The 21,708-nt window shown below is 73.8% G+C and carries 24 protein-coding genes; 13 read left to right on the forward strand and 11 right to left on the reverse strand.

What is annotated here, in order from left to right:
• Window positions 1–9 precede the first annotated feature (9 nt).
• Window positions 10–861: an aminotransferase class IV gene (locus O7603_RS23970; RefSeq protein ID WP_281572034.1), complete on the reverse strand. Its 852-nt coding sequence runs from the start codon at window positions 859–861 to the stop codon at window positions 10–12.
• 67 nt (window positions 862–928) lie between these two features.
• On the opposite strand from O7603_RS23970, the gene O7603_RS23975 reads away from it, so the two are divergent.
• The 4 genes from O7603_RS23975 to O7603_RS23990 all read left to right on the forward strand — a co-directional run bounded on the left by O7603_RS23975 (window position 929) and on the right by O7603_RS23990 (window position 4,369).
• Window positions 929–1,357, forward strand: a complete 429-nt coding sequence (locus tag O7603_RS23975) for a Fur family transcriptional regulator (protein WP_281572035.1) — start codon at window positions 929–931, stop codon at window positions 1,355–1,357.
• On the forward strand, window positions 1,354–2,466 hold the full coding sequence (locus O7603_RS23980) for a folate-binding protein (protein ID WP_281572036.1): 1,113 nt from the start codon (window positions 1,354–1,356) through the stop codon (window positions 2,464–2,466). The genes O7603_RS23975 and O7603_RS23980 overlap by 4 nt, the downstream gene beginning before the upstream one ends.
• A gap of 22 nt (window positions 2,467–2,488) precedes the next feature.
• Entirely contained in the window at window positions 2,489–3,316 is an 828-nt protein-coding gene (locus O7603_RS23985; RefSeq protein WP_281572037.1) for a 3-keto-5-aminohexanoate cleavage protein, read from the forward strand.
• A 93-nt stretch (window positions 3,317–3,409) separates the two neighbouring features.
• The gene (locus O7603_RS23990) at window positions 3,410–4,369 is read left to right on the forward strand and encodes an asparaginase (RefSeq protein WP_281572038.1); all 960 of its coding nucleotides are present in this window, start codon (window positions 3,410–3,412) and stop codon (window positions 4,367–4,369) included.
• A 102-nt stretch (window positions 4,370–4,471) separates the two neighbouring features.
• Here the strand turns inward: O7603_RS23990 and O7603_RS23995 are convergent, their stop codons facing one another.
• Window positions 4,472–5,269 (reverse strand): alpha/beta hydrolase, encoded by a 798-nt coding sequence (locus tag O7603_RS23995; RefSeq protein WP_281572039.1) that lies wholly within the window; start codon window positions 5,267–5,269, stop codon window positions 4,472–4,474.
• Window positions 5,270–5,382: 113 nt separating this feature from the next.
• Here O7603_RS23995 and O7603_RS24000 point away from each other — a divergent pair, with 113 nt between their 5' ends.
• The 5 genes from O7603_RS24000 (at window position 5,383) to O7603_RS24020 (ending at window position 8,699) form a co-directional block, all read left to right on the forward strand.
• Entirely contained in the window at window positions 5,383–5,979 is a 597-nt protein-coding gene (locus tag O7603_RS24000) for a helix-turn-helix transcriptional regulator (RefSeq protein ID WP_281572040.1), read from the forward strand.
• Window positions 5,976–6,683, forward strand: coding sequence for a hypothetical protein (locus O7603_RS24005; protein WP_281572041.1), 708 nt, complete (start codon window positions 5,976–5,978; stop codon window positions 6,681–6,683). The genes O7603_RS24000 and O7603_RS24005 overlap by 4 nt, the downstream gene beginning before the upstream one ends.
• Before the next feature lie 70 nt (window positions 6,684–6,753).
• Window positions 6,754–7,068 carry a DUF2516 family protein gene (locus tag O7603_RS24010; protein WP_281572042.1) on the forward strand — a complete coding sequence of 105 codons (315 nt, stop codon included), beginning with the start codon at window positions 6,754–6,756 and terminating at the stop codon, window positions 7,066–7,068.
• On the forward strand, window positions 7,065–7,952 hold the full coding sequence (locus O7603_RS24015; protein ID WP_281572043.1) for an alpha/beta hydrolase: 888 nt from the start codon (window positions 7,065–7,067) through the stop codon (window positions 7,950–7,952). Before O7603_RS24010 ends, O7603_RS24015 begins: the two co-directional genes overlap by 4 nt.
• Window positions 7,953–7,961: 9 nt before the next feature.
• Window positions 7,962–8,699, forward strand: a complete 738-nt coding sequence (locus O7603_RS24020; RefSeq protein WP_281572044.1) for an alanyl-tRNA editing protein — start codon at window positions 7,962–7,964, stop codon at window positions 8,697–8,699.
• A 68-nt stretch (window positions 8,700–8,767) separates the two neighbouring features.
• Here O7603_RS24020 and O7603_RS24025 read toward each other — a convergent pair whose 3' ends face one another.
• Together O7603_RS24025 and O7603_RS24030 are read right to left on the reverse strand one after the other, a co-directional pair.
• Complete coding sequence (locus O7603_RS24025; RefSeq protein ID WP_281576784.1) at window positions 8,768–11,071, reverse strand: S1 family peptidase; 2,304 nt, start codon at window positions 11,069–11,071, stop codon at window positions 8,768–8,770.
• A gap of 118 nt (window positions 11,072–11,189) precedes the next feature.
• Entirely contained in the window at window positions 11,190–11,924 is a 735-nt protein-coding gene (locus O7603_RS24030) for a nucleotidyltransferase domain-containing protein (protein ID WP_281572045.1), read from the reverse strand.
• A gap of 76 nt (window positions 11,925–12,000) precedes the next feature.
• On the opposite strand from O7603_RS24030, the gene O7603_RS24035 reads away from it, so the two are divergent.
• Window positions 12,001–12,915 carry an SDR family oxidoreductase gene (locus O7603_RS24035; RefSeq protein ID WP_281572046.1) on the forward strand — a complete coding sequence of 305 codons (915 nt, stop codon included), beginning with the start codon at window positions 12,001–12,003 and terminating at the stop codon, window positions 12,913–12,915.
• Here the strand turns inward: O7603_RS24035 and O7603_RS24040 are convergent.
• Genes O7603_RS24040 through O7603_RS24060 form a run of 5 tightly spaced genes read right to left on the reverse strand, consistent with a single transcriptional unit; the run spans window position 12,906 to window position 17,489 of the window.
• Window positions 12,906–13,895, reverse strand: coding sequence for a YafY family protein (locus O7603_RS24040; protein WP_281572047.1), 990 nt, complete (start codon window positions 13,893–13,895; stop codon window positions 12,906–12,908). The two genes, O7603_RS24035 and O7603_RS24040, sit on opposite strands and share 10 nt — an antisense overlap.
• A 25-nt stretch (window positions 13,896–13,920) precedes the next feature.
• On the reverse strand, window positions 13,921–14,553 hold the full coding sequence (locus O7603_RS24045) for a response regulator transcription factor (RefSeq protein WP_281576785.1): 633 nt from the start codon (window positions 14,551–14,553) through the stop codon (window positions 13,921–13,923).
• A 2-nt stretch (window positions 14,554–14,555) separates the two neighbouring features.
• Entirely contained in the window at window positions 14,556–15,824 is a 1,269-nt protein-coding gene (locus O7603_RS24050; protein ID WP_281572048.1) for a sensor histidine kinase, read from the reverse strand.
• A gap of 10 nt (window positions 15,825–15,834) precedes the next feature.
• On the reverse strand, window positions 15,835–16,569 hold the full coding sequence (locus O7603_RS24055) for an ABC transporter permease (RefSeq protein WP_281572049.1): 735 nt from the start codon (window positions 16,567–16,569) through the stop codon (window positions 15,835–15,837).
• An 11-nt stretch (window positions 16,570–16,580) separates the two neighbouring features.
• Window positions 16,581–17,489: an ABC transporter ATP-binding protein gene (locus O7603_RS24060; RefSeq protein WP_281576786.1), complete on the reverse strand. Its 909-nt coding sequence runs from the start codon at window positions 17,487–17,489 to the stop codon at window positions 16,581–16,583.
• A gap of 125 nt (window positions 17,490–17,614) precedes the next feature.
• On the opposite strand from O7603_RS24060, the gene O7603_RS24065 reads away from it, so the two are divergent.
• Both O7603_RS24065 and O7603_RS24070 read left to right on the forward strand, forming a co-directional pair.
• Window positions 17,615–18,436, forward strand: a complete 822-nt coding sequence (locus tag O7603_RS24065) for an EI24 domain-containing protein (protein ID WP_281572050.1) — start codon at window positions 17,615–17,617, stop codon at window positions 18,434–18,436.
• A gap of 1 nt (window position 18,437) precedes the next feature.
• Window positions 18,438–18,950 carry an O-acetyl-ADP-ribose deacetylase gene (locus O7603_RS24070; RefSeq protein WP_281572051.1) on the forward strand — a complete coding sequence of 171 codons (513 nt, stop codon included), beginning with the start codon at window positions 18,438–18,440 and terminating at the stop codon, window positions 18,948–18,950.
• 22 nt (window positions 18,951–18,972) lie between these two features.
• On the opposite strand, the gene O7603_RS24075 is transcribed toward O7603_RS24070, so the two are convergent.
• Window positions 18,973–19,878: a GNAT family N-acetyltransferase gene (locus tag O7603_RS24075; protein ID WP_281572052.1), complete on the reverse strand. Its 906-nt coding sequence runs from the start codon at window positions 19,876–19,878 to the stop codon at window positions 18,973–18,975.
• Window positions 19,871–20,284, reverse strand: coding sequence for a RidA family protein (locus O7603_RS24080; RefSeq protein WP_281572053.1), 414 nt, complete (start codon window positions 20,282–20,284; stop codon window positions 19,871–19,873). The genes O7603_RS24075 and O7603_RS24080 overlap by 8 nt, the downstream gene beginning before the upstream one ends.
• A gap of 202 nt (window positions 20,285–20,486) precedes the next feature.
• Between O7603_RS24080 and O7603_RS24085 the strand changes: the two genes are divergently transcribed.
• Window positions 20,487–21,692 (forward strand): hypothetical protein, encoded by a 1,206-nt coding sequence (locus O7603_RS24085; protein WP_281572054.1) that lies wholly within the window; start codon window positions 20,487–20,489, stop codon window positions 21,690–21,692.
• The last annotated feature ends 16 nt before the right edge of the window (window positions 21,693–21,708 follow it).

Raw genomic sequence — 21,708 nt, forward strand, 5'->3', positions numbered from 1 at the left:
GACGCCGCCTCACTGGTCGGGGACGGGGAAGCCGAGGAGCTTCTGCAGCGGCGGGGTGTGCGGGCTGCGGGCCCGCTCCCCGCCGTCGAGGGCGGTGACCTCGACGAGGCCCCGCACGGACGAGGTGAACCAGACGCCGTCGGCGCCGCGCAGTCCGGCCGGGGTGATCATGTGTTCGGCGGCCTCGAAGCCCAGCTCCCCGGCGTGCGCGAGCAGCCAGGCGGCCGTGGTGCCGGGCAGGATGCCGGTCGCCGCGGGCACGGTGCAGAGCGTGTAGTCGGCCAGCCAGACCAGGTTCGCGGTCGGCCCCTCCAGGGCGTAGCCGTCGGAGGAGACCCAGAGCACGTCGTCCACGCCGGCCCGCCGCGCCCACCGCCGGGCCGCCGTGCTGACCGCGTACGACGTCGACTTGGTTCCCGCCGGCAGCCAGTCCAGGGCGGCCCGGGAGTCGGCAGGCACGCCGAGCGGCAGGGTCGCCACGGTGATCCCGGTCGCCCTCGCGCGCCGGGACGCCGCCGGGACCTCGGCGAGGGTGGCGTAGACGGTCGGCGGGCCGCCGCCCTCCGGTCCCCGGGTGCAGACCAGCCGCAGCGCGCCCTCCACCTCGGCCGGCCAGCCCGCCCGGACCGCGTCCAGCAGCCCGACCAGGACCGCCCGGGGCGGCAGGGACAGCTCCACGGCGGCGGCGGACCGGGCCAACCGCGCCAGGTGGGCGTCCCGCAGCCACGGCTGCCCGTCGCGCAGGTGCATGGTCTCGAAGAGCCCGTCGCCGCGCAGTACGCCCAGGTCGTCGCCGCGTAGCACCGGCTCCCCGGCGGACACGGTGCCGCGACCGAGCACGGCGATCCTCGATGTCACCATGACCGCCGAGCGTAGCGGCGGACGCGGTGCGCGGGGACCGCCGTGCCGACCGAACTATGATCGGACGGTGTCCGAATCCTCCCTCGCGGAAATGCTGCGCTCGCGCGGCCTGCGGCTGACGGCGCAGCGGCAGCTCGTCCTCCAGGCTGTCCTGGAACTCGGTCACGCCACGCCCGAGCAGGTGCACACCGCGGTCCGCGAGGTCGCCGCGGGCGTGAACATCACCACCATCTACCGCACGCTGGAGCTGCTGGAACGGCTCGGCCTGGTGACCCATACCCACCTGTCGCACGGTTCGCCGACGTACCACGCCGCCGGGGAGCACCAGCACGTGCACCTGGTCTGCCGGGAGTGCGGCGCGATCGACGAGGTCGATCCGGAGATGTTCCGGCCGCTCGCCGACCAGCTGGCCGAGCAGCGGGGGTTCCAGGTCGACATCGGGCACGTGTCGCTCTTCGGCGTCTGTGGCAGCTGCGAGAACGGGGACCGGGAATGATCGACATCGCGGGCGCGGTGGCCGTCGAAGGCATCGACGAGGCCAGCCGGGACCAGCCGGAGCCGGAGCACGCCGCGGCCGGTGTGCGTGGGGTCGCCGCCCACTACGGCGACCCGTTGCGCGAGCAGCGGGTCCTCGCCACGGCGGTCGGCCTGGTCGACCGGTCGCACCGGGGCGTGGTGGCGGTGCCGGGCGAGGAGCGGGCCAGCTGGCTGCACACGCTCACCTCGCAGCACCTCGCCGACCTGGTCGCCGGCGAGGGCACCGAGCTGCTGGTGCTCTCACCGCACGGGCACATCGAGCAGCACGCCATGGTCGCCGAGGACGGCGTCACCACCTGGCTGGACACCGAGCCCGGCGCCACCGGTGGCCTGCTGGGTTACCTGGAGAAGATGCGGTTCTTCAGCAAGGTCGAGCCGCGCGACGCCACCCCGGACCACGCGCTGCTCTCGCTGGTCGGCCCGGAGGCGGCCGGGGCGCTCGACACGCTCGGCGTGACCGGGCTGGCCGCGCCCGACGCGGTCGCGGTGCCGGGCCCGAAGTTCCGGCACGGTGAGATGCCGCCCCGGCCCTCCGTGCGGTACGCGGTCAAGCCGCTGCCCGCCGGCGGCTGGGCCCGCCGGGTGCCGCTCGGTGTGGACCTGCTCGTGCCGCGGGAGACGATGCACCAGGTGGTCGCCGAGCTACGCGGCGCCGGGATGCCGGTCGCCGGGCTGTGGGCGTACGAGGCGATCCGGGTGGCCGCCCGCCGGCCCCGGGTCGGGGTGGACACCGACCACCGGACCATCCCGGCCGAGGTGGACCTGATCGGCCCGGCGGTGCACCTGGACAAGGGCTGCTACCGGGGTCAGGAGACGGTCGCCCGCGTGCACAACCTGGGCCGCCCGCCGCGCCGCCTGGTCCTGCTGCACCTGGACGGGGTCACCACCGACCACCCGCCGGCCGCGGGCACCCCGGTCACGCTCGACGGCCGCACGATCGGCTTCGTCGGCACCGCCGTGCAGCACTACGAGCTGGGCCAGATCGCCCTGGCGGTGATCAAGCGCAACGTCCCCGAGGAGTCCCGCCTCCTGATCGACGGCATCGCGGCGGTGATCGACCCGGTCTGAGCCCGGCGTCTAGGATCCCGGCATGACGACAGGGACGTTGATCACGGTTGCCCCCACCGGCGCGGAGTCGGCCAAGGCGGAGGTCCCGGCGCTGCCGGTGACCCTCGACGAGCTGCTGCTCACCGCGAAGGAGTGCGAGGCGCTCGGCGCCGCCGTGATCCACGTCCACATCCGGGACGACCGGGCGAAGCCCACCCTCGACCAGGGTCGGCTGCGGGACACGGTGGCCGCGCTGCGGGACAGCACCGACCTGATCGTCCAGCTCTCCTCCGGCGGCGCGGTCACCGACCCGGAGGCCGACCGACTGGCCGTCCTCGACGCCTCGGCGGACATGGCCTCCTGCACGATGGGCACGGTCAACTTCGGCGACGACGTCTTCCTCAACCGCTGGGAGTTCATCGTCGAGCTGCACACCCGGATGCAGGAGCGGGGCGTCGTGCCCGAGTACGAGATCTTCGACCTGGGTCACCTCACCGCGCTCCAGCGACTGCTCGGCAGGTACGGCCTGCCGCACGGCGGCCACGTGCACGTCGACTTCGTGATGGGCGTGCCGGGCGGCATGCCGGGCACGACCGAGACGCTTGTCGCCGCTCGGCAGATGCTGCGCGACCTGCCGGAGGGCACCACGTTCTCGGCCACCGGCATCGGCCGCAGCACGATCCCGGTGCTGCTGGCGTCGCTGTCGGCCGGCGGCCACCTGCGGGTCGGCATGGAGGACACGGTGACCTACGCCAAGGGTCGGCCGGTGGAGTCCAACATGCAGCTGGTCGCGCGCGCGGTCGGCTTCGCCCAGCTCGCGCAGCGTCCGCCGCTGACCACCGCCGAGGCTCGCGAGCTGCTCGGCCTGTAAGGCCGGCCCCGCTCACCACTCCTGTCACAGATTTCCGTACCACCTGCTCACCCGGCCACCGGGCGCCCTCGGTACGTCGGTACCGTCCAGACCGTGGGAAAGACGTACGAGGGCGGCGCGCCGCTCGCCGAGGTGGTCCGGTCCGGGTTCGTCGAGGGTGTGCACCGCGGGTCGGTGGTGGTGCTGGACGCCTCCGGGGCGCCCGTCGCCGCCTCCGGGGACGTGACCTCCCCAATCTTCCCCCGCTCGGCCAGCAAGCCGATGCAGGCGATCGGGATGCTCCGCGCCGGCCTGTCGCTCACCGATCCGGCCGACCTGGCGTTGGTCTCGGCGAGCCACGCCGGGGAGGACTTCCACCTGGAGCGGGTGGGCGCGCTGCTCGCCCGCGCCGGGCTGGACGAGTCGGCGCTCCACTGCCCGCCGGACCTGCCGGTGGGCGAGGCGGCCCGGACGAAGGTGCTGCGGGCTGGGGGCGGGCCGACCCGGACGCAGATGAACTGCTCCGGCAAGCACAGCGGGATGCTGCTCACCTGCCAGGCCGCCGGCTGGTCGCTGGACGGCTATTGGCGGCCGGAGCACCCGTTGCAGCAGGGGCTGCGGGAGGCGATCGAGGAGTTCACCGGCGAGGAGGTCGCGGCGGTGGGCGTGGACGGCTGCGGCGCGCCGGTGCTCGCGGTCTCGCTCACCGGGCTGGCCGGGGCGTACCTCCGGCTGGTCTCGGCGGAGGCCGGCTCGCTCCCGCGGACGGTGGCCGACGCGATGCGTGCGTACCCGGAGATCGTCGGCGGCACCGAGGCCGACGACACCCGGCTGATGCGCGGCATCCCCAGCCTGCTCGCGAAGGTCGGCGCGGAGGGCGTGATCGCCGTGGCGCTCCCCGGCGTGGGCGCGGTGGCGCTGAAGATCGACGACGGCGCGGGCCGGGCGCGGATGCCGGTGCTGGTCTCCGCGCTGCGCCGGCTCGGCGTCGGCGCCCCGGTGCTCACCGAGTACGCCGAGGTGCCGCTCTTCGGCGGCGGCCTTCCGGTCGGCGCCGTGCGCCCGGTCTGGTGAACCAGGCCCCCCAAGCCACCGTTGACCAAGAGGTTTGCGTCACGTCCGATCCCGGAACTGACGCAAACCTCTTGATCGACACCGTCGAGGGGGTGCGGTGGCTCAGGGGAGGAAGTTCAGCAGGGCGCTCGTGACCGGTTCCGGGCGCTCCAGCGGCGCCAGGTGGGCGGCGTCCGGCACGTCCGGCATGCGCACGCCGTGCGGCGCCTCGGCCGCGATGCGGTCGGCCAGGCGGCGGATGTCCGGGAGGTCGTCGGCGCCCGACCCGACCAGCACCGGCATCCGCAGCTCGACGAGCCGGTCGACCGCCGGCGGGTCGAGTTCGCCGACCTCGACGGCGCTGAGCGCCACTTCCGCGGCGAGTGCCCGCTGGTCCATCTCCTCGGCGAAGCGGATCAGCTCCGGGTCGACGTCCTCCGGCTTACGGGTCGGACCCACCACCCAGAACCGGACCTCGCCGGCGGCGGTCGCCGCGAAGTCCTCCGGGTCCACGTCGCCGACGAGGTCCTCCCAGAGCTGCTCGGTCTCCTCGGACCACTCGTGCCCGGAGACCGGGGCGCCGAGAAGGGCCAGCGCGGACACGCGGTCCGGGTACGCCAGCGCGGTGTCGACGGCGACCTTGCCGCCGAACGAGCAGCCGACCAGCGCGACCTGGGGCAGGCCGAGCGCCTCCAGCAGCCCCGCCACGTCGTCGTGGTGGGCGAACGGCGTCGGCGGCAGCTCCGAGTCGCCGTAGCCCCGCAGGTCGGGGACGATCACCCGGTGCCGGGCGGCCAGCGCGTCGACCTGTCCCCGCCACATCCGCCGGTCCGCGATACCGGCGTGCAGCAGCACGACCGGGCTGCCGGTGCCGACATCGTCGTACGCCAGCACCGCGCCGTTCACCTCGATCTTGGTCATCGGTGGACCGTACGCATCGGACGACCGGGCGCGCAAGAAGTTAGATGAGACGTCGCTAACTCTGGTTAGCATTCTGCTTGCAAGAGCTAGCAGTCCGGACTACCGTCGGGTGCATGGCCACTGGTAAGGACCTTCCCGACATCGGCGGGTTCATTCGCGACCTCCGGCGGAACGCGAAGATCTCGCTGCGCCAGCTCGCCGAGCAGGCGGGGGTCAGCAACCCGTACCTCAGCCAGATCGAGCGTGGCCTGCGCAAGCCGAGCGCCGAGGTGCTCCAGCAACTCGCCAGCGCGCTGCGGGTCTCCACCCCGGCGATGTACCTGCGGGCCGGGCTGCTGGACGACAAGGAGGGCCAGGGGGTGCTCGCGGCGATCGCCGTGGACCCCGACCTGACCATGGCGCAGAAGCAGTCCCTGAGCCAGATCTACGAGACCTTCCGCCGGGAGAACACCCGGCTGGCCGAGGCGACCGCGGCGGCGAACGAGACCGCCGCGCCGGCCGAGCCGCCGGCCGCCGGCCGACCCGCCACCCCCGGCGAGTCGGCGGGCCTGGTCAACCCCGCCGCGACCGGACCGACCACACCGGACGGCAGCCCGACCGAGGCCGTCCTCGAGTCGGTGGCCGTCACCGAGGCGGGTCCGGCACCCGCCCCACCGAGCGCCACCCCCGAGAAGATGGCCGCCGACGCGGCCGAGGAGGAGAAGTCATGACCCAGCCGAAGACCAACCGCATCCCGGCCCCTCTTTACGCCGCCGCCGGCGCCGGCGAGCTGGCCCTTGAGCAGCTGCGCAAGCTGCCCGCCGTGGTCAGCGACCTCGGCACCAAGGTCGTCGCCGACCTCGGCGGCAAGGCCGTGGTGACCGGCCTCGAACTGCGCGAGAAGGCCACCGCCACGCTGCGTACCGCCAACGAGACGGCCGGCAGCCTGCGCGATCGCGACGTCCCGGCCGACCTGGCCAAGCTGCGTGAGGCGGCCGACCTGAACCGGCTCCGCGAGGCGGCCGACCTGGACCGGCTCCGCGAGGCGGCCGTCCGCAACGCCGCCGTCGTGGTTGCCGGCGCCTACGTCGCCCAGGAGCGGGCGCTGGCCGCGTACGGCGCCCTGGTCGCCCGTGGCGAGCGGGTGGTCGGCGCGGGCGTGCTGGAGGCCGCTGACACGGTCAACGCCGACATCGAGGCGACCGAGGCCGTGAAGAGCGCGCAGCCGGCCGCCACCGCCGCGCAGCCGGTCACGGAGGCCGCCGCGGACGTGCCGACCCCGGCCGAGGTGGCCGAGGTCGCGACGGCGAAGCCCGCCGCCGTCAAGAAGGCCACCCGTGCGCGGAAGGCCACCAAGGCGACGGCCACCGACGTGGACACGCCGTCGGCGAAGCTGCCCCGGGCCACCAAGCGGACCCGCCCGGCCGCCGAGTAATCCGTTCCACGGCGACCCCGGAGGCGTTCCTGTCGGACGTATCCGGGGTCGCCGACATAAGCTTGCCGTCATGGCCAACGCCGCGCCGCTCTTCGCCTTCGAAGTCCGCTACGTGATCGAGCTTGTCCTGCTCGTGTTCGCGCTGATCATCCAGGGCGTCGCGCTGGTGCACGCCATCACCCAGCGGTCCGACGGCTTCGCCGCCATCGGCACCCTGCCCAAGGGCGGCTGGATCGCCATCCTGGCGGTCTGCCTCGTGCTGACCCTGCTCGGCTTCGGCCCGATCAGCCTCTTCGGACTGATCGGCATCGCGGCCGCGCTGATCTATCTGCTGGACGTCCGGGTCGGCCTGCGCGACCTGAGCGACGGCAAAGGCTTCTGGTGAGAGGTTTCCGCTGGCCGCCGCCACCGGACGGTGGGCCCCGCACCTGGGGTCCCGGCCCGGGTGGTCCACGGACCGGGCGACCGGCCCTGCCCGAGCCGGAGACCGACCTGGTCACCACGCCGCACGGCGTACGGCTGGAGCGGCTCGTCACCGGCAGCGGTGACCCGGTCACCGTCTTCGCGCACGGGCTGGGCAACGGCATCGCCACCACCCGGCCGTTCGGCAGCGGGGTCACCGGCCGCCGGATCTTCTTCCAGTTCCGCGGGCACGGCCGCTCCGACGCGCCACCCGGCCCGTGGGGCTACCCCGAACTCGCCCGCGACCTGCGCGCGATGGCCGACCTGGGCGGCGCCACCCGAGCCTTCGGCGCCAGCCTCGGCGCGGGCGCGCTCTGCCGGCTGCTCTCCGAGAGCCCGGAGCGTTTCGAACGGCTGGTCTTCTTCCTGCCCGCCGTGCTCGACCAGCCCCGCGGCGAGGTGGCCCGGCAGCGGCTGACCGCGCTGCTGGACGCGGTGGAGAGTGGTGACGCGTCGGCGGTCGCGGAGGTCGTCTCCGCCGAGCTGCCGGCCGCGGTGCGCAACACCCCGGCCGGCTGGGCGTATCTGCGCCAGCGCCTCGACCAGCTGCTCCGCGACGGGCTCGCGCGGGGGCTGGCCAGCCTGCCCGACCAGGTCGCACTGCCGGCGGCGGGCGCGCTGGCGGCGGTCACCGCCCCGGCGCTGGTGATCGGATGCGCCGGCGACGACCTGCACCCGGTGGAGGTCGCCGAGCAGCTCGCGGCCGCGCTACCGGCGGCCACCCTGCACGTGTACGACCGGCCGGGCGTGCTGTGGTCGGAACGCGCCGACCTGCGCACGCGGATCTCCGGCTTCCTCAACGAGTAACGTGCCCTGATGGGCGTCACACACCACGGCCGGACGCACCGGCTGGACCTCGCCGACCCGACCCTGCGGGAGTGGGAGTGCACCGTGCTGCACGCCGACCCGGAGCAGGGCATCGTGCTGGACCGCTCGGCCTTCTACCCGGGCGGCGGCGGGCAGCCGCCGGACCACGGGGTCCTGCTCTGGCAGGGCGTGCAGACCCGGATCGTCGGCACCCGCAAGGGCGACGACCTCTGGCTGATCCCCGCCGAAGGTGATCCGCTGCCCCCGGCCGGCACCCCGGTGACCGGCGCGGTCGAGGACGACCGGCGCACCCGCCTGATGCGCACCCACTCGGGGCTGCATGTGCTCTGCGGCGTGGTCTTCCGCGACTTCGGCGCGCTCGTCACCGGCGGCAACATGGAACCCGGTGAGGCGCGGATGGACTTCAACCTCCCCGAGGTGCCACCGAACTTCAAGACCCGGATCGAGGAGCTGGTCAACGCCGAGGTGGCGGCCGACCGGTCGGTCGCGGTCCGGGTGCTGCCCCGGGCGGAGGCACTGTCCCTGCCGGACATCATCCGCACCCAGTCCAACCTGATCCCGCCGGACGAGCAGGAGGTCCGGATCGTCGACATCGTCGGGCTGGACGTGCAGGCCGACGGCGGCACCCACGTCGCCTCGACCGCCCAGATCGGCAAGGTGCAGGTGGTCAAGGTGGAGAGCAAGGGCCGGGCGAACCGTCGGGTCCGCGTCCGCCTGGCGGACTGACCCGGCGCGTACGGATCACGCACGCTGCCGGACCCGGGTGGCGCACTGGCCACCCGGGTCCGGGGCGCTCAGTAGCGGGGGCCGAACTCGACCGGCTCAGCCCAGCTCGCGCCGCCGTGTGCGGTCCCCGGGTGCAGCCAGAGCTTGCGGGTGGCGCCGTCCACGCTGACCAGATCGTCGAATCCGTCTCCGGTGAACCCGCCGGCGGTGACCTCGTTCCGGTTCTCCCAGCCGGCGTCGAACAGCGAGACCCACGTAGCGAAGTCGGCCTGGTTGCTGGCGCCGGGGTACATCCGGACCTGACCGGCCGCCGTGGTCACGACGATGAGGTCGTCATAGGCGTCCCGGTCGAAACGGCCGGTGGTGAAGCCGGTCAGCGCGCCCCAGCCGCTGCGTCCGACCTCGGTCCGCGTGCCGAAGTCCCCCGTGGCGGCCTTCGCGTAGAGCCACAGCTTGCCGGTGGCCTTGTCCACGGCGAGCAGGTCGTCACGACCGCTCCGGTCGACGTCCGACGCGGTGAGGGAGGTCATCGTGTTCCACGAGCTGAGGCCCACCACCGTGCTCGTCCCGAAGGCCCCACCCGCGGCGGTCCCGGGGTAGCGCAGGAGCCTGCCGGTCGAGACCTCGATGGCCAGGAGGTCGTCGAAGTCATCCGCGGTGAACCGGCCGACGGTGAGTTCTCCCAGGCCGGCCCAACCGGTACCGATGACCACCGGGGGGCCGAAGGTGCCGGCGGCGGTGCCGGGATGCAGCCAGAGTGCGCCCGTCGTCGGCGCGACTCCGATCAGGTCGGTGCGGCCGTCGCGGGTGAACTCGCCGGCGACGAGATCCCGGAGCCCGTTCGGCTCGCTGCCGACGGCGCGGCCGGCCGGGACGACACGGGTAGCCCACGTGGTGCCCGCGGCGGTGCCGGGGTAGATCCAGACCTGCCCCGGGATCGTGTCGACCGCGAGCAGGTCGTCGTAGCCGTCGCCGGTGAACCGGCCGGCGGCGAGACCCGACATGGCGTTCCAACCGCCGTTGCCGGAGAGCACGCGGGCGCCGAAGGCGCCTCCGGCGGCCGTGCCCGGGTAGAGCCACTGCTTGCCGGTGGCCTTCTCGACGGCGACGAGGTCGTCGTAGCCGTCCCGGTTGAACCGGCCGGCGGTCAGCTCCTTGACCAGGTCCCAGTCGAACGCGCCGATCTCACTGCGGGTGCCGAACGCGCCACCGGTGGCCGTGCCCGGGTAGAGCCAGAGCTTCCCGTTGCTCTTCTCGACGGCGATGACGTCGTCGTAGCTGTCGCGGTTGAACCGGCCGGCGGTCAGCTCTGTCAGCGCGGTCCAGCCGGACCTGCCCACCTCGACCCGGGCACCCAGCACGTCCGACCCGCCAGTGCCGGGGAAGAGCCACTGCTTGCCCGTGGCCTTCTCGACGGCGATGAGGTCGTCGCGGCCGTCCCGGTCGAACTCGCCGGTGGCGAAGTCCTGATAGTCGTTCCCGTTGACAGTGGTGGCGATCCGGATCGGCCGGTCCCAGGCGCCGCCGCCGATGCCCCGGTGGAGCCGGAGCACGCCGGTGGCGGCGTCTACCGACAGCAGGTCGTCGATGCTGTCGCCGGTGAACTCTCCGGTGACAGGGGCGGTGAGGGCGTACGGCTGCTCCAGCAGGCTCTGCCGGAACCAGGCGGCCAGGTCGTCGAGGCGGGCCTGCGTCGCACCGGTGCGGGTCTCGGTCTCGCCGAGGCAGCCCGCCTGCCAGCTGGTGTCGTTGATCCCGACGAGTTCGGGGGAGGCGCCGTTGTCCCGGAAGGCGGGCCCGCCCGCGTCGCCCCTGCAGATCGTGGCGCCGGCGGACGCGGCGGCGACCGTGACGGCGGTGGCGGTGGCGCTGGAGACGGTGAACGTGCCGGTGTGCAGCCGGTCGGGAATCCATTCCGTGGCGGTACGACCGTAGCCGGTGACCCGGATCGTCTCGCCCGGCGCGGCGGCGGCGGTGGACCAGGCGATCGGGTCGATGTCGGTGACCGGCGCGGAGAGCTCGGCCAGTACCACGTTGCGGTCCGGGTGCGGGACAAGGTGGGTGGCCAGGAGCCGGTGCCCGCGGGTGCCGGTCAGGTCCGTGCGCCCGACCAGGACGGTCGTGGGCCGGCTGGGCGCCCCGGTGGCGACGGGTGCCGTCCCGTCGGTGAAGCAGGACTTCGCGGTGACGATCCACCGGGCGTCGACCAGGGCACCCGTGCAGCTGCGCAGGTCGCCGAAGGTGACCTTCGCGGTGAACGCGTACCCGCCGTCGGCCACCTCCTCGCCGCCACCGACGGCGGCCGCGGTGCTACTGACCAGTGCTCCGCCGGCTAGCGCGGCCACCACCAGCGCGCCACCGAGGGCACGCATGCGTCTTGTGAACAATGACATCTCCCCGTGTGATGGTCGGCTCGACACCGACTGCCGGCAGACTATCCATCGACAACCGCGACTGGTGTCCCCGACGGGCGAAACGGAAACGCTGTGGTCATCTCGCCTCGGGCGTCGAGGGCGGGGGTTCGGTGTGCGGCGACTCGTGGGCCACCGGTGGCAGGTGGGCGGCGCGGACGTCGAGCAGCCAGCGCTCGACGGTCGGCTCGTCCGGTCGGGCCGGCAGCGGGGTGCAGACGCGGGCGAAGTCCTCCTCCGCCTCGGCCAGCAGGGCCCGTGCCTCGGCCAGCTCGCCGCCGGCCACCCGGTCGCCGAAGGCCCGGAACCACTCCGGGTCGGCGAGCCGGATCTCCAGCACGCCGGTGGCGTAGAGCAGCCGCCCCTGGTGCACGAGCCGGGCGAGGTGGCGGGCGTGCTTCGCGGTCCGGCGGCGTACGTCGGCGGAGAACGTCCCGTCGCCGCGCGACTCCAGCTTGCGGAACTGCTGTGACGCGTACCCGAGGTAGGCGTCGCGGACCCGCGGCGCGCTGAGGAACGCGGACCGGATGGCGATCAGCCGCTCGCCGAACTCGGTGCGTGTCTCGTAGCAGTGGTCCGGCAGCCAGGCCAGCTCGGTCGCGGTCGGGTTGCCGCTCAGCGCCAGCCGGCAGAACTTTCGAGCCTCGTGCAGGGTCACGTCCGGGTCGGTCGTGACCACCGACTCCCGGGGCGGGTGCAGGCCGTGGAAGGCGACCGTGGGCGCCGCGAACACACCGATCCGGTCGGTGTCCGAGCCCGGCCGGGCCAGCCCGTACGCGACCGAGCCGACGATGCCGGAGAGCAGCAGGTGCATGTCGGGAGCATGACGGACGACACCGGATCGCGAAACCGGACTTCGGCTGTCAGGTATCGCTGACAACCTCGGTGGCATGACGAAACCGCTGACAGGAAAGATCGCGCTCGTCGCCGGGGCCAGCCGGGGCGCGGGCCGGCAGATCGCTGTGCAGTTGGGCGCGGCCGGCGCGACCGTCTACGCCACCGGGCGCAGCACCCGCGCCGGCCGCTCCGAGATGGACCGGCCGGAGACCATCGAGGAGACCGCCGACCTGGTGACGGCGGCCGGTGGCCAGGGCATCGGCGTCCGGGTCGACCATCTGGTCCCGGAGCAGGTGCGGGACCTGGTCGCGCGGATCGACGCCGAGCAGGGTCGCCTGGACGTGCTGGTCAACGACATCTGGGGCGCCGAGAAGCTGGTCACCTGGCACAAGCCGGTCTGGGAGCAGCCGCTGGACGCCGGGTTCCGCACGCTGCGGCTGGCGATCGACACCCACATCGTCACCAGCCACTTCGTCCTCCCGCTGCTGATCCGCCAGCCGGGCGGGCTGGTGGTGGAGGTCGGCGACGGCACGACGAGCTACAACGACGCCAACTACCGGCTCTCGCTCTTCTACGACCTGGCCAAGGTGTCGGTCAACCGGCTGGCGTTCAGCCAGGCCAGGGAGCTGGAGCCGTACGGCTGCACGGCCGTCGCGCTCACCCCCGGCTGGCTGCGGTCGGAGATCATGCTGGAGATCTTCGGCGTGACCGAGGAGAACTGGCGGGACGCGCTGGACAAGCAGCCGCATTTCGCCATCTCGGAGTCGCCGGCGTTCGTCGGCCGCGCGGTCGCCGCGCTGGCCGCCGACCCGGACCGGGCCCGCTGGCAGGGGCGGTCCGTCTCCAGCGGCGAGCTGGCCAAGGGGTACGGCTTCACCGACCTCGACGGTAGCCAGCCGGACGCCTGGCGCTACCTGGTGGAGGTGCAGGATCCCGGCAAGCCGGCCGACGTGACCGGCTACCGCTGAGCCGGAGCGTCCGACGTGTAGAGCGCGGCGCTGCGCGCGGCGGCCTCGGTCATCAGCCTCCGCAGGTGGGGCGGGTCGAGCACCTCCACCTCGGGGCCGAGCGAGAGCAGCTGGGTGTACGCCACCTCGACGGACTCGACGGGCAGGCGCAGCACCAGCCGGCCCTGCCCGTCCGGTCCCTCGGCCGCGGCGACCGCCTCGTCGTACACGAAGGGCGCGTCGGCGAGGTGGCGGAGCCGGCGCAGGCCGACGGCGCTTAGCCGCAGTGTGACCTCGGCCCGCAGCATGCTCCGCAGAAACGCCTCGGCCTGCTCCCGCCAGTACCCGGCCAGGTCGAACGCGTCGTCCCGGTCGAAGGTCGCCGCGCCGACCTCGACGCCGGTGACCCGGTCCACCCGGTACGTCCGGTAGCCGTCGCCGACCCGGCCGACCAGGTACCAGACCCCGCTCTTGAGCACCAGCCCGTACGGCTGCACGTCCCGGGTGACCTCCCGATCGCCGCGCCGGTAGCGCAGCGCGACCACCCGATCCCGCCAGACCGCCCCGGCCAGCTCGGCCAGCAGCGGCGGCGGCCCGACCTCGCGGAACCAGCCGGGCACGTCCAGGTGGAACCGCTGACCGGTGCGGGCGGATGCGTCGCGCAGGCTCGGCGGCAGCGCCGCGAGCACCTTGAGCTCGGCGCCGGCGACCGCGTCGGCGAGCCCCATGTCACCGGCCGGGCCGGGCAGTCCGGCGAGGAAGAGCGCCTCCGCCTCGTCCCGGGTCAGCCCGGTCAGCCGGGTCCGGTAGCCACCGAGCAGCCGGTAGCCACCCGCCCGCCCCCGGTCGGCGTAGACCGGCACACCGGCGGCGGAGAGCGCGAGCACGTCCCGGTAGACGGTCCGCTCGGAGACCTCCAGCTCGCGGGCCAGCTCGCCCGCGGTCATCGTCTCCCGCGACTGGAGCAGCAGCACCAACGAGATCAGCCGGGACGCTCGCACCCGTCCATCCTGCCCCCGCGCCCGGTCACCGGCCGCCGGGGGTGAGCAGGCCCCGGTCGTACGCGACGGCGACGGCGGCCGCCCGGTCGTTGACCCCGAGCTTGGCGTAGACGTGCAGAAGGTGGGTCTTCACCGTGGCCTCGCTGATGAACAGCCGGGCGGCCGCCTCGCGGTTGGAGGAGCCGCGGGCGACCAGGGTGAGCACCTCCAGCTCGCGCTGGCTCAGCGGCTCCTCGGCCGGGGCCCGGAGCCGCCCCATCAGCCGCCCCGCCACGCTGGGCGCGAGCACCGACTCGCCCCGCGCCGCCGCGTGTACCGCCCGGACCAGCTCCTCGCGCGGCGAGTCCTTGAGCAGGTAGCCGGTGGCGCCGGCCTCGATCGCCGGCAGCACGTCCGCGTCCGTGTCGTACGTGGTCAGCACGAGCACCTTGGCGGAGCTGCCGGAGCGGGCCAGCCGGCCGATCGCGGTCACCCCGTCCATCCCGGGCATCCGCAGGTCCATCAGCACCACGTCCGGGCGCAGCGTCGCGGCCAGGGCGAGCGCCTCGGCTCCGTCGCCGGCCTCGCCGACCACCTCGAAGCCCGGGTCACCCGTGAACATGCCGCGCAGCCCGTCCCGCACCACCGGATGGTCGTCGACGATCAGCAGCCGCACCACGGTCAACCGGCACCTCCGGGGAGTGCGGGAACGGACGCCGAGACGGCGGTGCCGCCGCCCGGCTCGGACTCGATCGCCAGCTCGCCGCCGACCCGCGTCACCCGCTGCCGCATGGCGGTGAGGCCGTAGCCCCCGTCCGGGTGTCGCGGTACGGGCGGTTCGCCGGCGAAGCCGACCCCGTCGTCCCGGACGTCCAGGGTGACCACGTCCTCCATGTAGGACAGGGTCAGCCCGACCCGGGTCGCCGCGGCGTGCCGGGCCACGTTGGCCAGCGCCTCCTGCGCGGCGCGCAGCAGGGTCACCTCGATCTCGGGATGCAGCGGGCGCGGCGTGCCGGTGGTGCCCACCTCGGCCCGCACCCCGTGCAGGTCCGACCAGCGCTCGCCCAGCTCGGCGAGCGCGTCGGGCAGCCGCGCCGTCTCCAGCGGCTCCGGGCGTACGGCCCGAACCGAACGACGGGCCTCGGTGAGGCTCTCCCGGGCCAGGCCGAGGGCGTTGTCCACGTGCCGGCGCCAGTCGGCGGACCGGTCCCGGGACTGTTCGGCCGCCTCCAGCTGGGTGATGATGCCGGTCAGCCCCTGGGCCAGGGTGTCGTGGATCTCCCGGGCCATCCGCTGCCGCTCGTCCAGCACGCCCGCTTCCCGGGCCTGGGTGAGCAGCTGCGCGTGCAGCCCCTCGTTCTCCCGCATCGTCTCGGCCAGCCGGCGGTTCGACTCGGCCAGTTCCTCGACCAGCCGCTTACGGTTGGTGTTCTGCCGGTCGGTGATCGTGCCGAACCAGGTGACGCCACCGGCCACGCCCACGTTGAACAGCACCAGCACCGACCAGAGCAGCCAGTGCGCCTCGGACGACGGAAGGCCCCCGCCCTGGGCGGTGCCGAGCAGAACGGCCGTGGCGGCCACTCCGACGAACCGCCACCGGCCGTGCAACGCGAGGAACGAGTGCAGGAACCCGACCCAGGCGAAGAAGCCGTACCACGGGCTGTCGAGCACCAGTGCGGCGGCGAATGCGAGCAGCCCGACGTAGTAGACCGCCATCAGCGTGCGGCGCGTCGCCCAACCGGGGTGCAGGTTGACGAACCAGGCGACCCAGCACGCCGTCGCCACGGCGACGAACGGGTCGGGGACGAGGGAGAGGCCTTCCGGTGCCGGCGCGGCGGCGGTGAGCAGTGCTCCGACGGACAGGCCGACGTGTGGCAGCACCCGGTAGAGCGTGACCTCCCGCGACTCCCACGCGGCCAACCGGTCGACCTGCTCGGCGGTGCTGCTCATCGGTCGCTGCTCACTCCCAGCGGAACAGTTTCGCGGCTGCCGCGCTGGCGGCCACCGCGACCACGGCCATTATCCCCATGTGCAGCGGCTGGGGCGGGGTGCCGGTCCAGGCGTCGAGCAGCGCCTGCACGCCGGGCGGCGTGTAGTCGCCGATCCGGGCCAGGAAGTCCGGGAGCAGGAACCGGGGGAGGTAGACGCCGCCGAAGAACATGACGATCAGGAAGAGCGGCACGGCGAGGGCCTGGGCCGCCTTCGTCGTCCGGGCGATCGCGGCGATCAGCAGGCCGAGCGACAGCAGGGCCGCCGTGCCGAGGACGAAGGCCGCGGTGAAGCCGAGCGGGTGGCGGGGCAGTGGCACCTCGAACGCCAGCCGGGCGACGACGATGAGCAGCACCGCGCTGGCCAGGATCCCGGCCAGGGCCAGCACCAGCTGCGCGGCGAGCAGGGCCGCCGGGCTCGCCGGGGTGGTCGCCAGGCGGCGCAGCACGCCGCGTTCCCGATAGGTGGCCAGGACCGCGGGCAGGATGTTCACCCCGACCATCGCGAGCGTGACCACCAGCAGCGACGGGGCGAAGTAGCTGACGAAGGTCTGCCCGTCGAAGTTCGGATCCGGCTTCCGGAGCGCGGGGATCAGCCCGAGCACCACCAGGATCATGGTGGGCAGCCCGACGGTGGTGAGCAGCGTCGGCAGGTCCCGCAGGTAGAGCCGCGCCTCGATCCTCAGGATCTGGCGGAAGGTGTGCATCTGGCTCCCTCTCACTCGGCGGGCCGGTGCCCGGTCAGCTCGACGAAGGCGTCGTCGAGGGTGGACTGCTCCAGCCGCAGGTCGGCGGCGACGATCTGGTTGCGGGCGAGCACCGAGGTGACCGCGTGCAGCAGGTCGCCGGTGCCGGTCACCAGCAGCTGGCTTCCGACACGCGCCACCGCGCTCACCTCGGGCAGGTCGGTGAGGAGCCGCTCCTCCACCGGCGCGGACGGCCGGAAGCGGACCCGCTGTTCGGGCACCACCCGCGACACCAGGCCGGCCGGAGTGTCGAGTGCCACCACCCGCCCACCGTCGATGACCGCGACCCGGTCGCAGAGCCGCTCGGCCTCCTCCATGAAGTGGGTGACCAGCACGATCGTCACCCCCCGGTCGCGCACCCGTTCGATGAGCCCCCACGCGTCCCGGCGGGCCTGCGGGTCCAGCCCGGTGGTCAACTCGTCGAGGATGGCGATCTCCGGGTTGCCGATCAACGCCAGGGCGACCGAGAGCCGCTGCTTCTGACCGCCGGAGAGCTTCTTGTACGGGGTGTTCCGCTTGTCCCCGAGGCCGAGTTCGTCGATGAGCCGGTTCGGGTCGGCGGGCTGCCGGTAGAACGACGCGTAGAGCTCCAGGGCCTCGGCCACCCGGAGCCGGTCCGGCAGCTGGCTCTCCTGAAGCTGCACGCCCACCCGCTGCCGCAGATCGGGCGCGTCCCCGCGGGGGTCGAGCCCGAGGACCGACACCCCGCCCCCGTCGGGGACGCGCAGCCCGGAGACGCACTCCACCGTGGTGGTCTTGCCGGCGCCGTTCGGGCCCAGGATGCCGAAGATCTCTCCGGCCTCCACCGCGAACGACACGTCGTCCACGGCCACCAGGTCGCCGTATCGCTTGTGCAGGTTGGTCACCTCGATGACCGGCATGGCGCCGCCCTTCACCGTCGCGTTCGTACCCGCTCAGCCTGGTGGCGAGGGGCCCGCAGCGGATCGACCGGCCGGAGCCGATCTCCGGCGGTGCCGGTTGATCCCGGCGATCCACCGACCGGTTGATGCGCCCTCGGCAACTAGGCTCTCCGGTCGTGGACGTGACGAGCATCGCCAGGCCGGTGACCGGGGCCGCCGGCCGCTTCTTCTCCGGAGTGGGCCTGCTGCTCCGCGGCATCGGCCTCTACGTGCGCAGCCCGGGCCTGATGCTGCTCGGCGTCGTGCCGGCGCTGATCTCCGGCGCGCTCTTCGTCGCCGGGTTCGCCGCCCTGGTGTGGTTCGTGGACGACCTGGCCGCGCTGGTCACCCCGTTCGCCGACGACTGGTCCGACACCTGGCGCGACCTGCTCCGGGTGATCGCCGGCCTCGCCTTCCTGGGCCTCGGCGGGCTGCTCGGCGTGCTCACCTTCACCGCGGTCACCCTGGTCATCGGGGATCCGTTCTACGAGAAGATCTCCGAGCGGGTGGAGGAGCGGCTCGGCGGCACGCCGGGCGCGGTGGAGGTGCCCTTCTGGTCGTCGCTGCGCCGCAGCATGGCCGACTCGGTACGCCTGGTGGCGCTCTCCGCCCTGGTCGGCATCCCGCTCTTCCTCGCCGGCTTCATCCCGGTGGTCGGCCAGACGGTCGTCCCGGTGATCGGGGCGGCGGTGGGCGGCTGGTTCCTCGCCGTGGAGCTGGTCGGTGCGGCCTTCTACCGGCGCGGCATGCGGCTGCCGGAGCGCCGTACGCTGCTGAAGGCGGACCGGCCCACCGCCATCGGGTTCGGGGTGGCGGTCTTCGTCTGCTTCCTGATCCCACTCGGCGCGGTGCTCGTCATGCCGGCCGCGGTGGCCGGCGCCACCCTGCTGGCCCGGCGCTCGCTCGGGCAGTCCATCCAGGAGGCCTGACATGGAGATCAGCCTGGTCGAGGGCGACATCACCGCCGAGCAGGTCGACGCGATCGTCAACGCCGCCAACTCGTCCCTGCTGGGCGGCGGGGGTGTGGACGGCGCGATCCACCGCAGGGGCGGGCCGGCCATCCTCGAGGAGTGCCGGGCGCTGCGCGCCTCCCGCTACGGCGAGGGGCTGCCCACCGGGCAGGCGGTCGCCACCACCGCGGGTAACCTGCCCGCCCGCTGGGTGATCCACACCGTCGGGCCGGTCTGGTCCGGGAGTGAGGACCGCTCATCAGTGCTGCGCGACTGCTACGCCAACAGCCTCCGGGTCGCCGACGACCTGGGCGCGGTGACGGTGGCCTTCCCGCTGATCTCCGCGGGCGTCTACGGCTGGCCGGTCGAGGACGCCGTGCGCCAGGCGCTGGCCGTGCTGCGTCCGGCGACCCCGGCGCACGTCACCGAGGCCCGGTTGGTCCTCTTCGGCGCCGACACCCACCAGACCGCCCAGCGGGTCCTCGCCGGCTGAACCGACCCCGCCACCCTCACAGTCAGGTCAGCTCGGCGAGGCAGGACCACTGGGCGGCCACCGGCTGGTAGCCGAGCTGGGTGTTGATCGCCAACATCGGCCCGTTCGCCTCGTCGTTCGAGGTGTACGCGAACCGCACCCCGCCGGCGGCGGCCCGGTGCAGGGCCGCCCGCTTGGCCAGCCGGGCGAGGCCACGCCCGCGGTGCTCGGGCAGGGTGCCGGTGTAGTCCGACCACATGCGGTCGCCGTCCCGCTTGACCACGCTGAACGCCACCAGCTCGCCGTCCACCTCGGCGACCGTGCTAGCCGCCTTGTCCAGGCCGAGGTTCTGCCAGACGTCGTGCTGCCAGGTCTCATAGCTGATCGCGTCGGAGGCCACGTCGCCCGGCTCGTCGGCGGCCGTCGCGATCTCGGCTCGGTACACCCGTGGCGGGTCCAGCTCCGCGAACGGCAGCAGACGTACGCCCGGGGGAGCCGCCGGCATCGGCGGCGCCGGGCGCAGTTCGAGCGCCGAGTAGCGCAGTTCGCGGCTCGGCGTGAAGCCGTGCCGGCGGGCGAAGGGCAGCGCCTCCGGCAGCGCCCAGGTGCGGACCCGGCGTACCCCCACTTGCCGGAGATGACCCAGCGCCTCGCCCAGCAACGCGTCGCCGATCCCCCGGCGCCGCTGCTCCGGGTGCACGTGCAGCAGGGAGACCTCGCCGAAGCCGGCCTCGGACGTGCGGATGTTCCGGTACGCCGACACCCAGCCCACCACCCGGTCGTCGACTTCGGCGACGAACGCCACCCACTCCTCGCCGGAGGGCGGTTCGGCGATCATCTGCCGGGTCGACGCCACCCCCCGCACCAGGTACGGGTACACGAGCGCGCGCAGCGCCACCGCGGCCGGCGCGTCGTCGGGCTCGGCGGTCCGGATGCGCGCGTCAGCCATCGTGGCCCACCGCGGCGACGGCCTCGACCTCGACCAACTGGTCGGTGTAGCCGAGCACGGCCACTCCGAGCAGGGTGCTGGGCGGCTCGTGGTCGCCGAAGTGGTCCCGTACCACCTCCCAGACCGTGACCAGGTCCTCCTGCCGTGCGGACGCCACGTAGACCGTCGTCTTGACCACGTCGGTGAGGCGGGCACCGGCCGCCGCGAGGGCGGTCTCCAGGTTGGCCATCACCTGCCGGGCCTGGGCGGCGTGGTCGCCCGGGGCGACGGTGGCGCCGTCGGCGTCCAGGGGGCAGGCGCCGGCGGTGAAGACCAGCCGGGTCGAGGGCACGACGGTGGCCGCGTAGGCGTACTCGGCGACGTCGGAGAGCGCGGGGACAGGGATCAGACTCGCGGGTCTCGTCACCGCCCGACGCTAGCGCCGGGCGCCGCGCCGGCTCGACCCATTTATCGCCGTACCGCCGGGACGCGGGTCGGGACGACGCAGGTCACCCGCCCCATCGGGGACTAAATCCGTAAGAGATGCATGTTCGGCTCGTATCGGACTATCTTTCACTTTTGGTACGAGATGGCGTGCCAGGTGCGAATTCAAGATCATGGGGGACATCGTGAGAGCAGAACTTGTCCGGCTGATCGCCACCGGGGCGACGGCCGGGTCATTCCTGGTCGGCGCGGGTGGCGCTGCCCAGGCCGAGCCCGTTGCGCCAGCCGCACTGGACAGCATCGACCTCAGCCCCGGCTACGCGCCCGGCCTCGCCGCCGGCGCTCGCCAGGACTGCGACCCCCACCTCGGTGGCGGGCCCTTCCCGAACGAGGACGTCTGGGTCTTCAACCTGTTCGGCATCCCGCAGACCTCGGGCCGGTTCGTCACCGTGACGGGCACCTGGCACGGCCCGAACGAAGGCACGGTGACCCGGACGATGCCGGCCGACGGGGTCATCGTCAACGACCAGGGCACCAGCACGGCGTGGATCCGACTGCCCGCCGGGTGGACGCTGACCGACGCCAGTGCGGTGATCATGGGGGAGACCAGCCTCATGCAGGTCCGCGCGTGCGCGGCCGGCACCCGGCTGGCCACCCCGCCGTCAACCCTGCCGGCGCCCGCCGTGCCGGCGCAGGTCGAGCCGTCCGCGGGGGCATCGTCGCCCGCCGTGCCGTCGCCGGCCGCGCCGGCGGCGGAGGCGTCGCCCACCAGCACGCCGTTGCCGGTCGAGCCGTCGGCGGAGACGCCGTCAGCGGAGACGCCGTCAGCGGAGACGCCGTCAGCGGAGACGCCGTCCGCCAACGCGCCGCTGCCGGTCGACCCGACGGCCGAGGTGCCGTCACCGGCCGCGCCGTCACCGGCCGCGCCGTCGCCGGCCGTGCCGGCCACGAGCGTGCCGCTGCCGGTCGACCCGGCGGCGGAGGTGCCGTCACCGGCCGTGCCGTCGGCGGAGGCGCCGTCCACCAGCGTGCCGTCGCCCGCCACGCCGTCCGCCGCGGCGCCGGCCACGAGCGTGCCGCAGCCGGTCGACCCGTCGGCGGAGGCGCCGTCCACCAGCGTGCCGTCACCTGCGGCGCCGTCGGCCGAGGCGCCGTCCACGAACGTGCCGCTGCCGGTCGACCCGGCGGCGGAGGCGCCGTCGCCGGCCGCGCCGTCGGCGGAGGCACCCTCCGCCACGACCTCGCCCTCGGCTGAGCCGGACGAGAGCAAGCTGCCGCTCACCGGCATGTCGGCGGGCAGCCTCATCCCGATGGGCATCCTCGGCCTCGGCGCGGTGGCGCTCGGCGCCACGCTCATCGTCGTACGCCGCCGGCGCGACGCGGAGGTCTGACCGGCCGGAACGACGG

The organism is Micromonospora sp. WMMD812, assembly GCF_027497215.1.
Classification (GTDB): domain Bacteria; phylum Actinomycetota; class Actinomycetes; order Mycobacteriales; family Micromonosporaceae; genus Micromonospora.

Excerpts from the sequence above, each read along its gene's own strand:
- O7603_RS24010 (WP_281572042.1), top strand. The coding sequence starts at position 6,754 with ATGGCCAACGCCGCGCCGCTCTTCGCCTTCGAAGTCCGCTACGTGATC.
- O7603_RS23985 (WP_281572037.1), top strand. The coding sequence starts at position 2,489 with ATGACGACAGGGACGTTGATCACGGTTGCCCCCACCGGCGCGGAGTCG.
- O7603_RS24000 (WP_281572040.1), top strand. The coding sequence starts at position 5,383 with ATGGCCACTGGTAAGGACCTTCCCGACATCGGCGGGTTCATTCGCGAC.
- O7603_RS24035 (WP_281572046.1), top strand. The coding sequence starts at position 12,001 with ATGACGAAACCGCTGACAGGAAAGATCGCGCTCGTCGCCGGGGCCAGC.
- O7603_RS24075 (WP_281572052.1), bottom strand. The coding sequence starts at position 19,878 with ATGGCTGACGCGCGCATCCGGACCGCCGAGCCCGACGACGCGCCGGCC.
- O7603_RS23970 (WP_281572034.1), bottom strand. The coding sequence starts at position 861 with ATGGTGACATCGAGGATCGCCGTGCTCGGTCGCGGCACCGTGTCCGCC.
- O7603_RS24070 (WP_281572051.1), top strand. The coding sequence starts at position 18,438 with ATGGAGATCAGCCTGGTCGAGGGCGACATCACCGCCGAGCAGGTCGAC.
- O7603_RS24050 (WP_281572048.1), bottom strand. The coding sequence starts at position 15,824 with ATGAGCAGCACCGCCGAGCAGGTCGACCGGTTGGCCGCGTGGGAGTCG.
- O7603_RS24025 (WP_281576784.1), bottom strand. The coding sequence starts at position 11,071 with ATGCGTGCCCTCGGTGGCGCGCTGGTGGTGGCCGCGCTAGCCGGCGGA.
- O7603_RS24055 (WP_281572049.1), bottom strand. The coding sequence starts at position 16,569 with ATGCACACCTTCCGCCAGATCCTGAGGATCGAGGCGCGGCTCTACCTG.
- O7603_RS24020 (WP_281572044.1), top strand. The coding sequence starts at position 7,962 with ATGGGCGTCACACACCACGGCCGGACGCACCGGCTGGACCTCGCCGAC.
- O7603_RS24005 (WP_281572041.1), top strand. The coding sequence starts at position 5,976 with ATGACCCAGCCGAAGACCAACCGCATCCCGGCCCCTCTTTACGCCGCC.
- O7603_RS24065 (WP_281572050.1), top strand. The coding sequence starts at position 17,615 with ATGCGCCCTCGGCAACTAGGCTCTCCGGTCGTGGACGTGACGAGCATC.
- O7603_RS23995 (WP_281572039.1), bottom strand. The coding sequence starts at position 5,269 with ATGACCAAGATCGAGGTGAACGGCGCGGTGCTGGCGTACGACGATGTC.
- O7603_RS23980 (WP_281572036.1), top strand. The coding sequence starts at position 1,354 with ATGATCGACATCGCGGGCGCGGTGGCCGTCGAAGGCATCGACGAGGCC.
- O7603_RS24030 (WP_281572045.1), bottom strand. The coding sequence starts at position 11,924 with ATGCACCTGCTGCTCTCCGGCATCGTCGGCTCGGTCGCGTACGGGCTG.
- O7603_RS24060 (WP_281576786.1), bottom strand. The coding sequence starts at position 17,489 with ATGCCGGTCATCGAGGTGACCAACCTGCACAAGCGATACGGCGACCTG.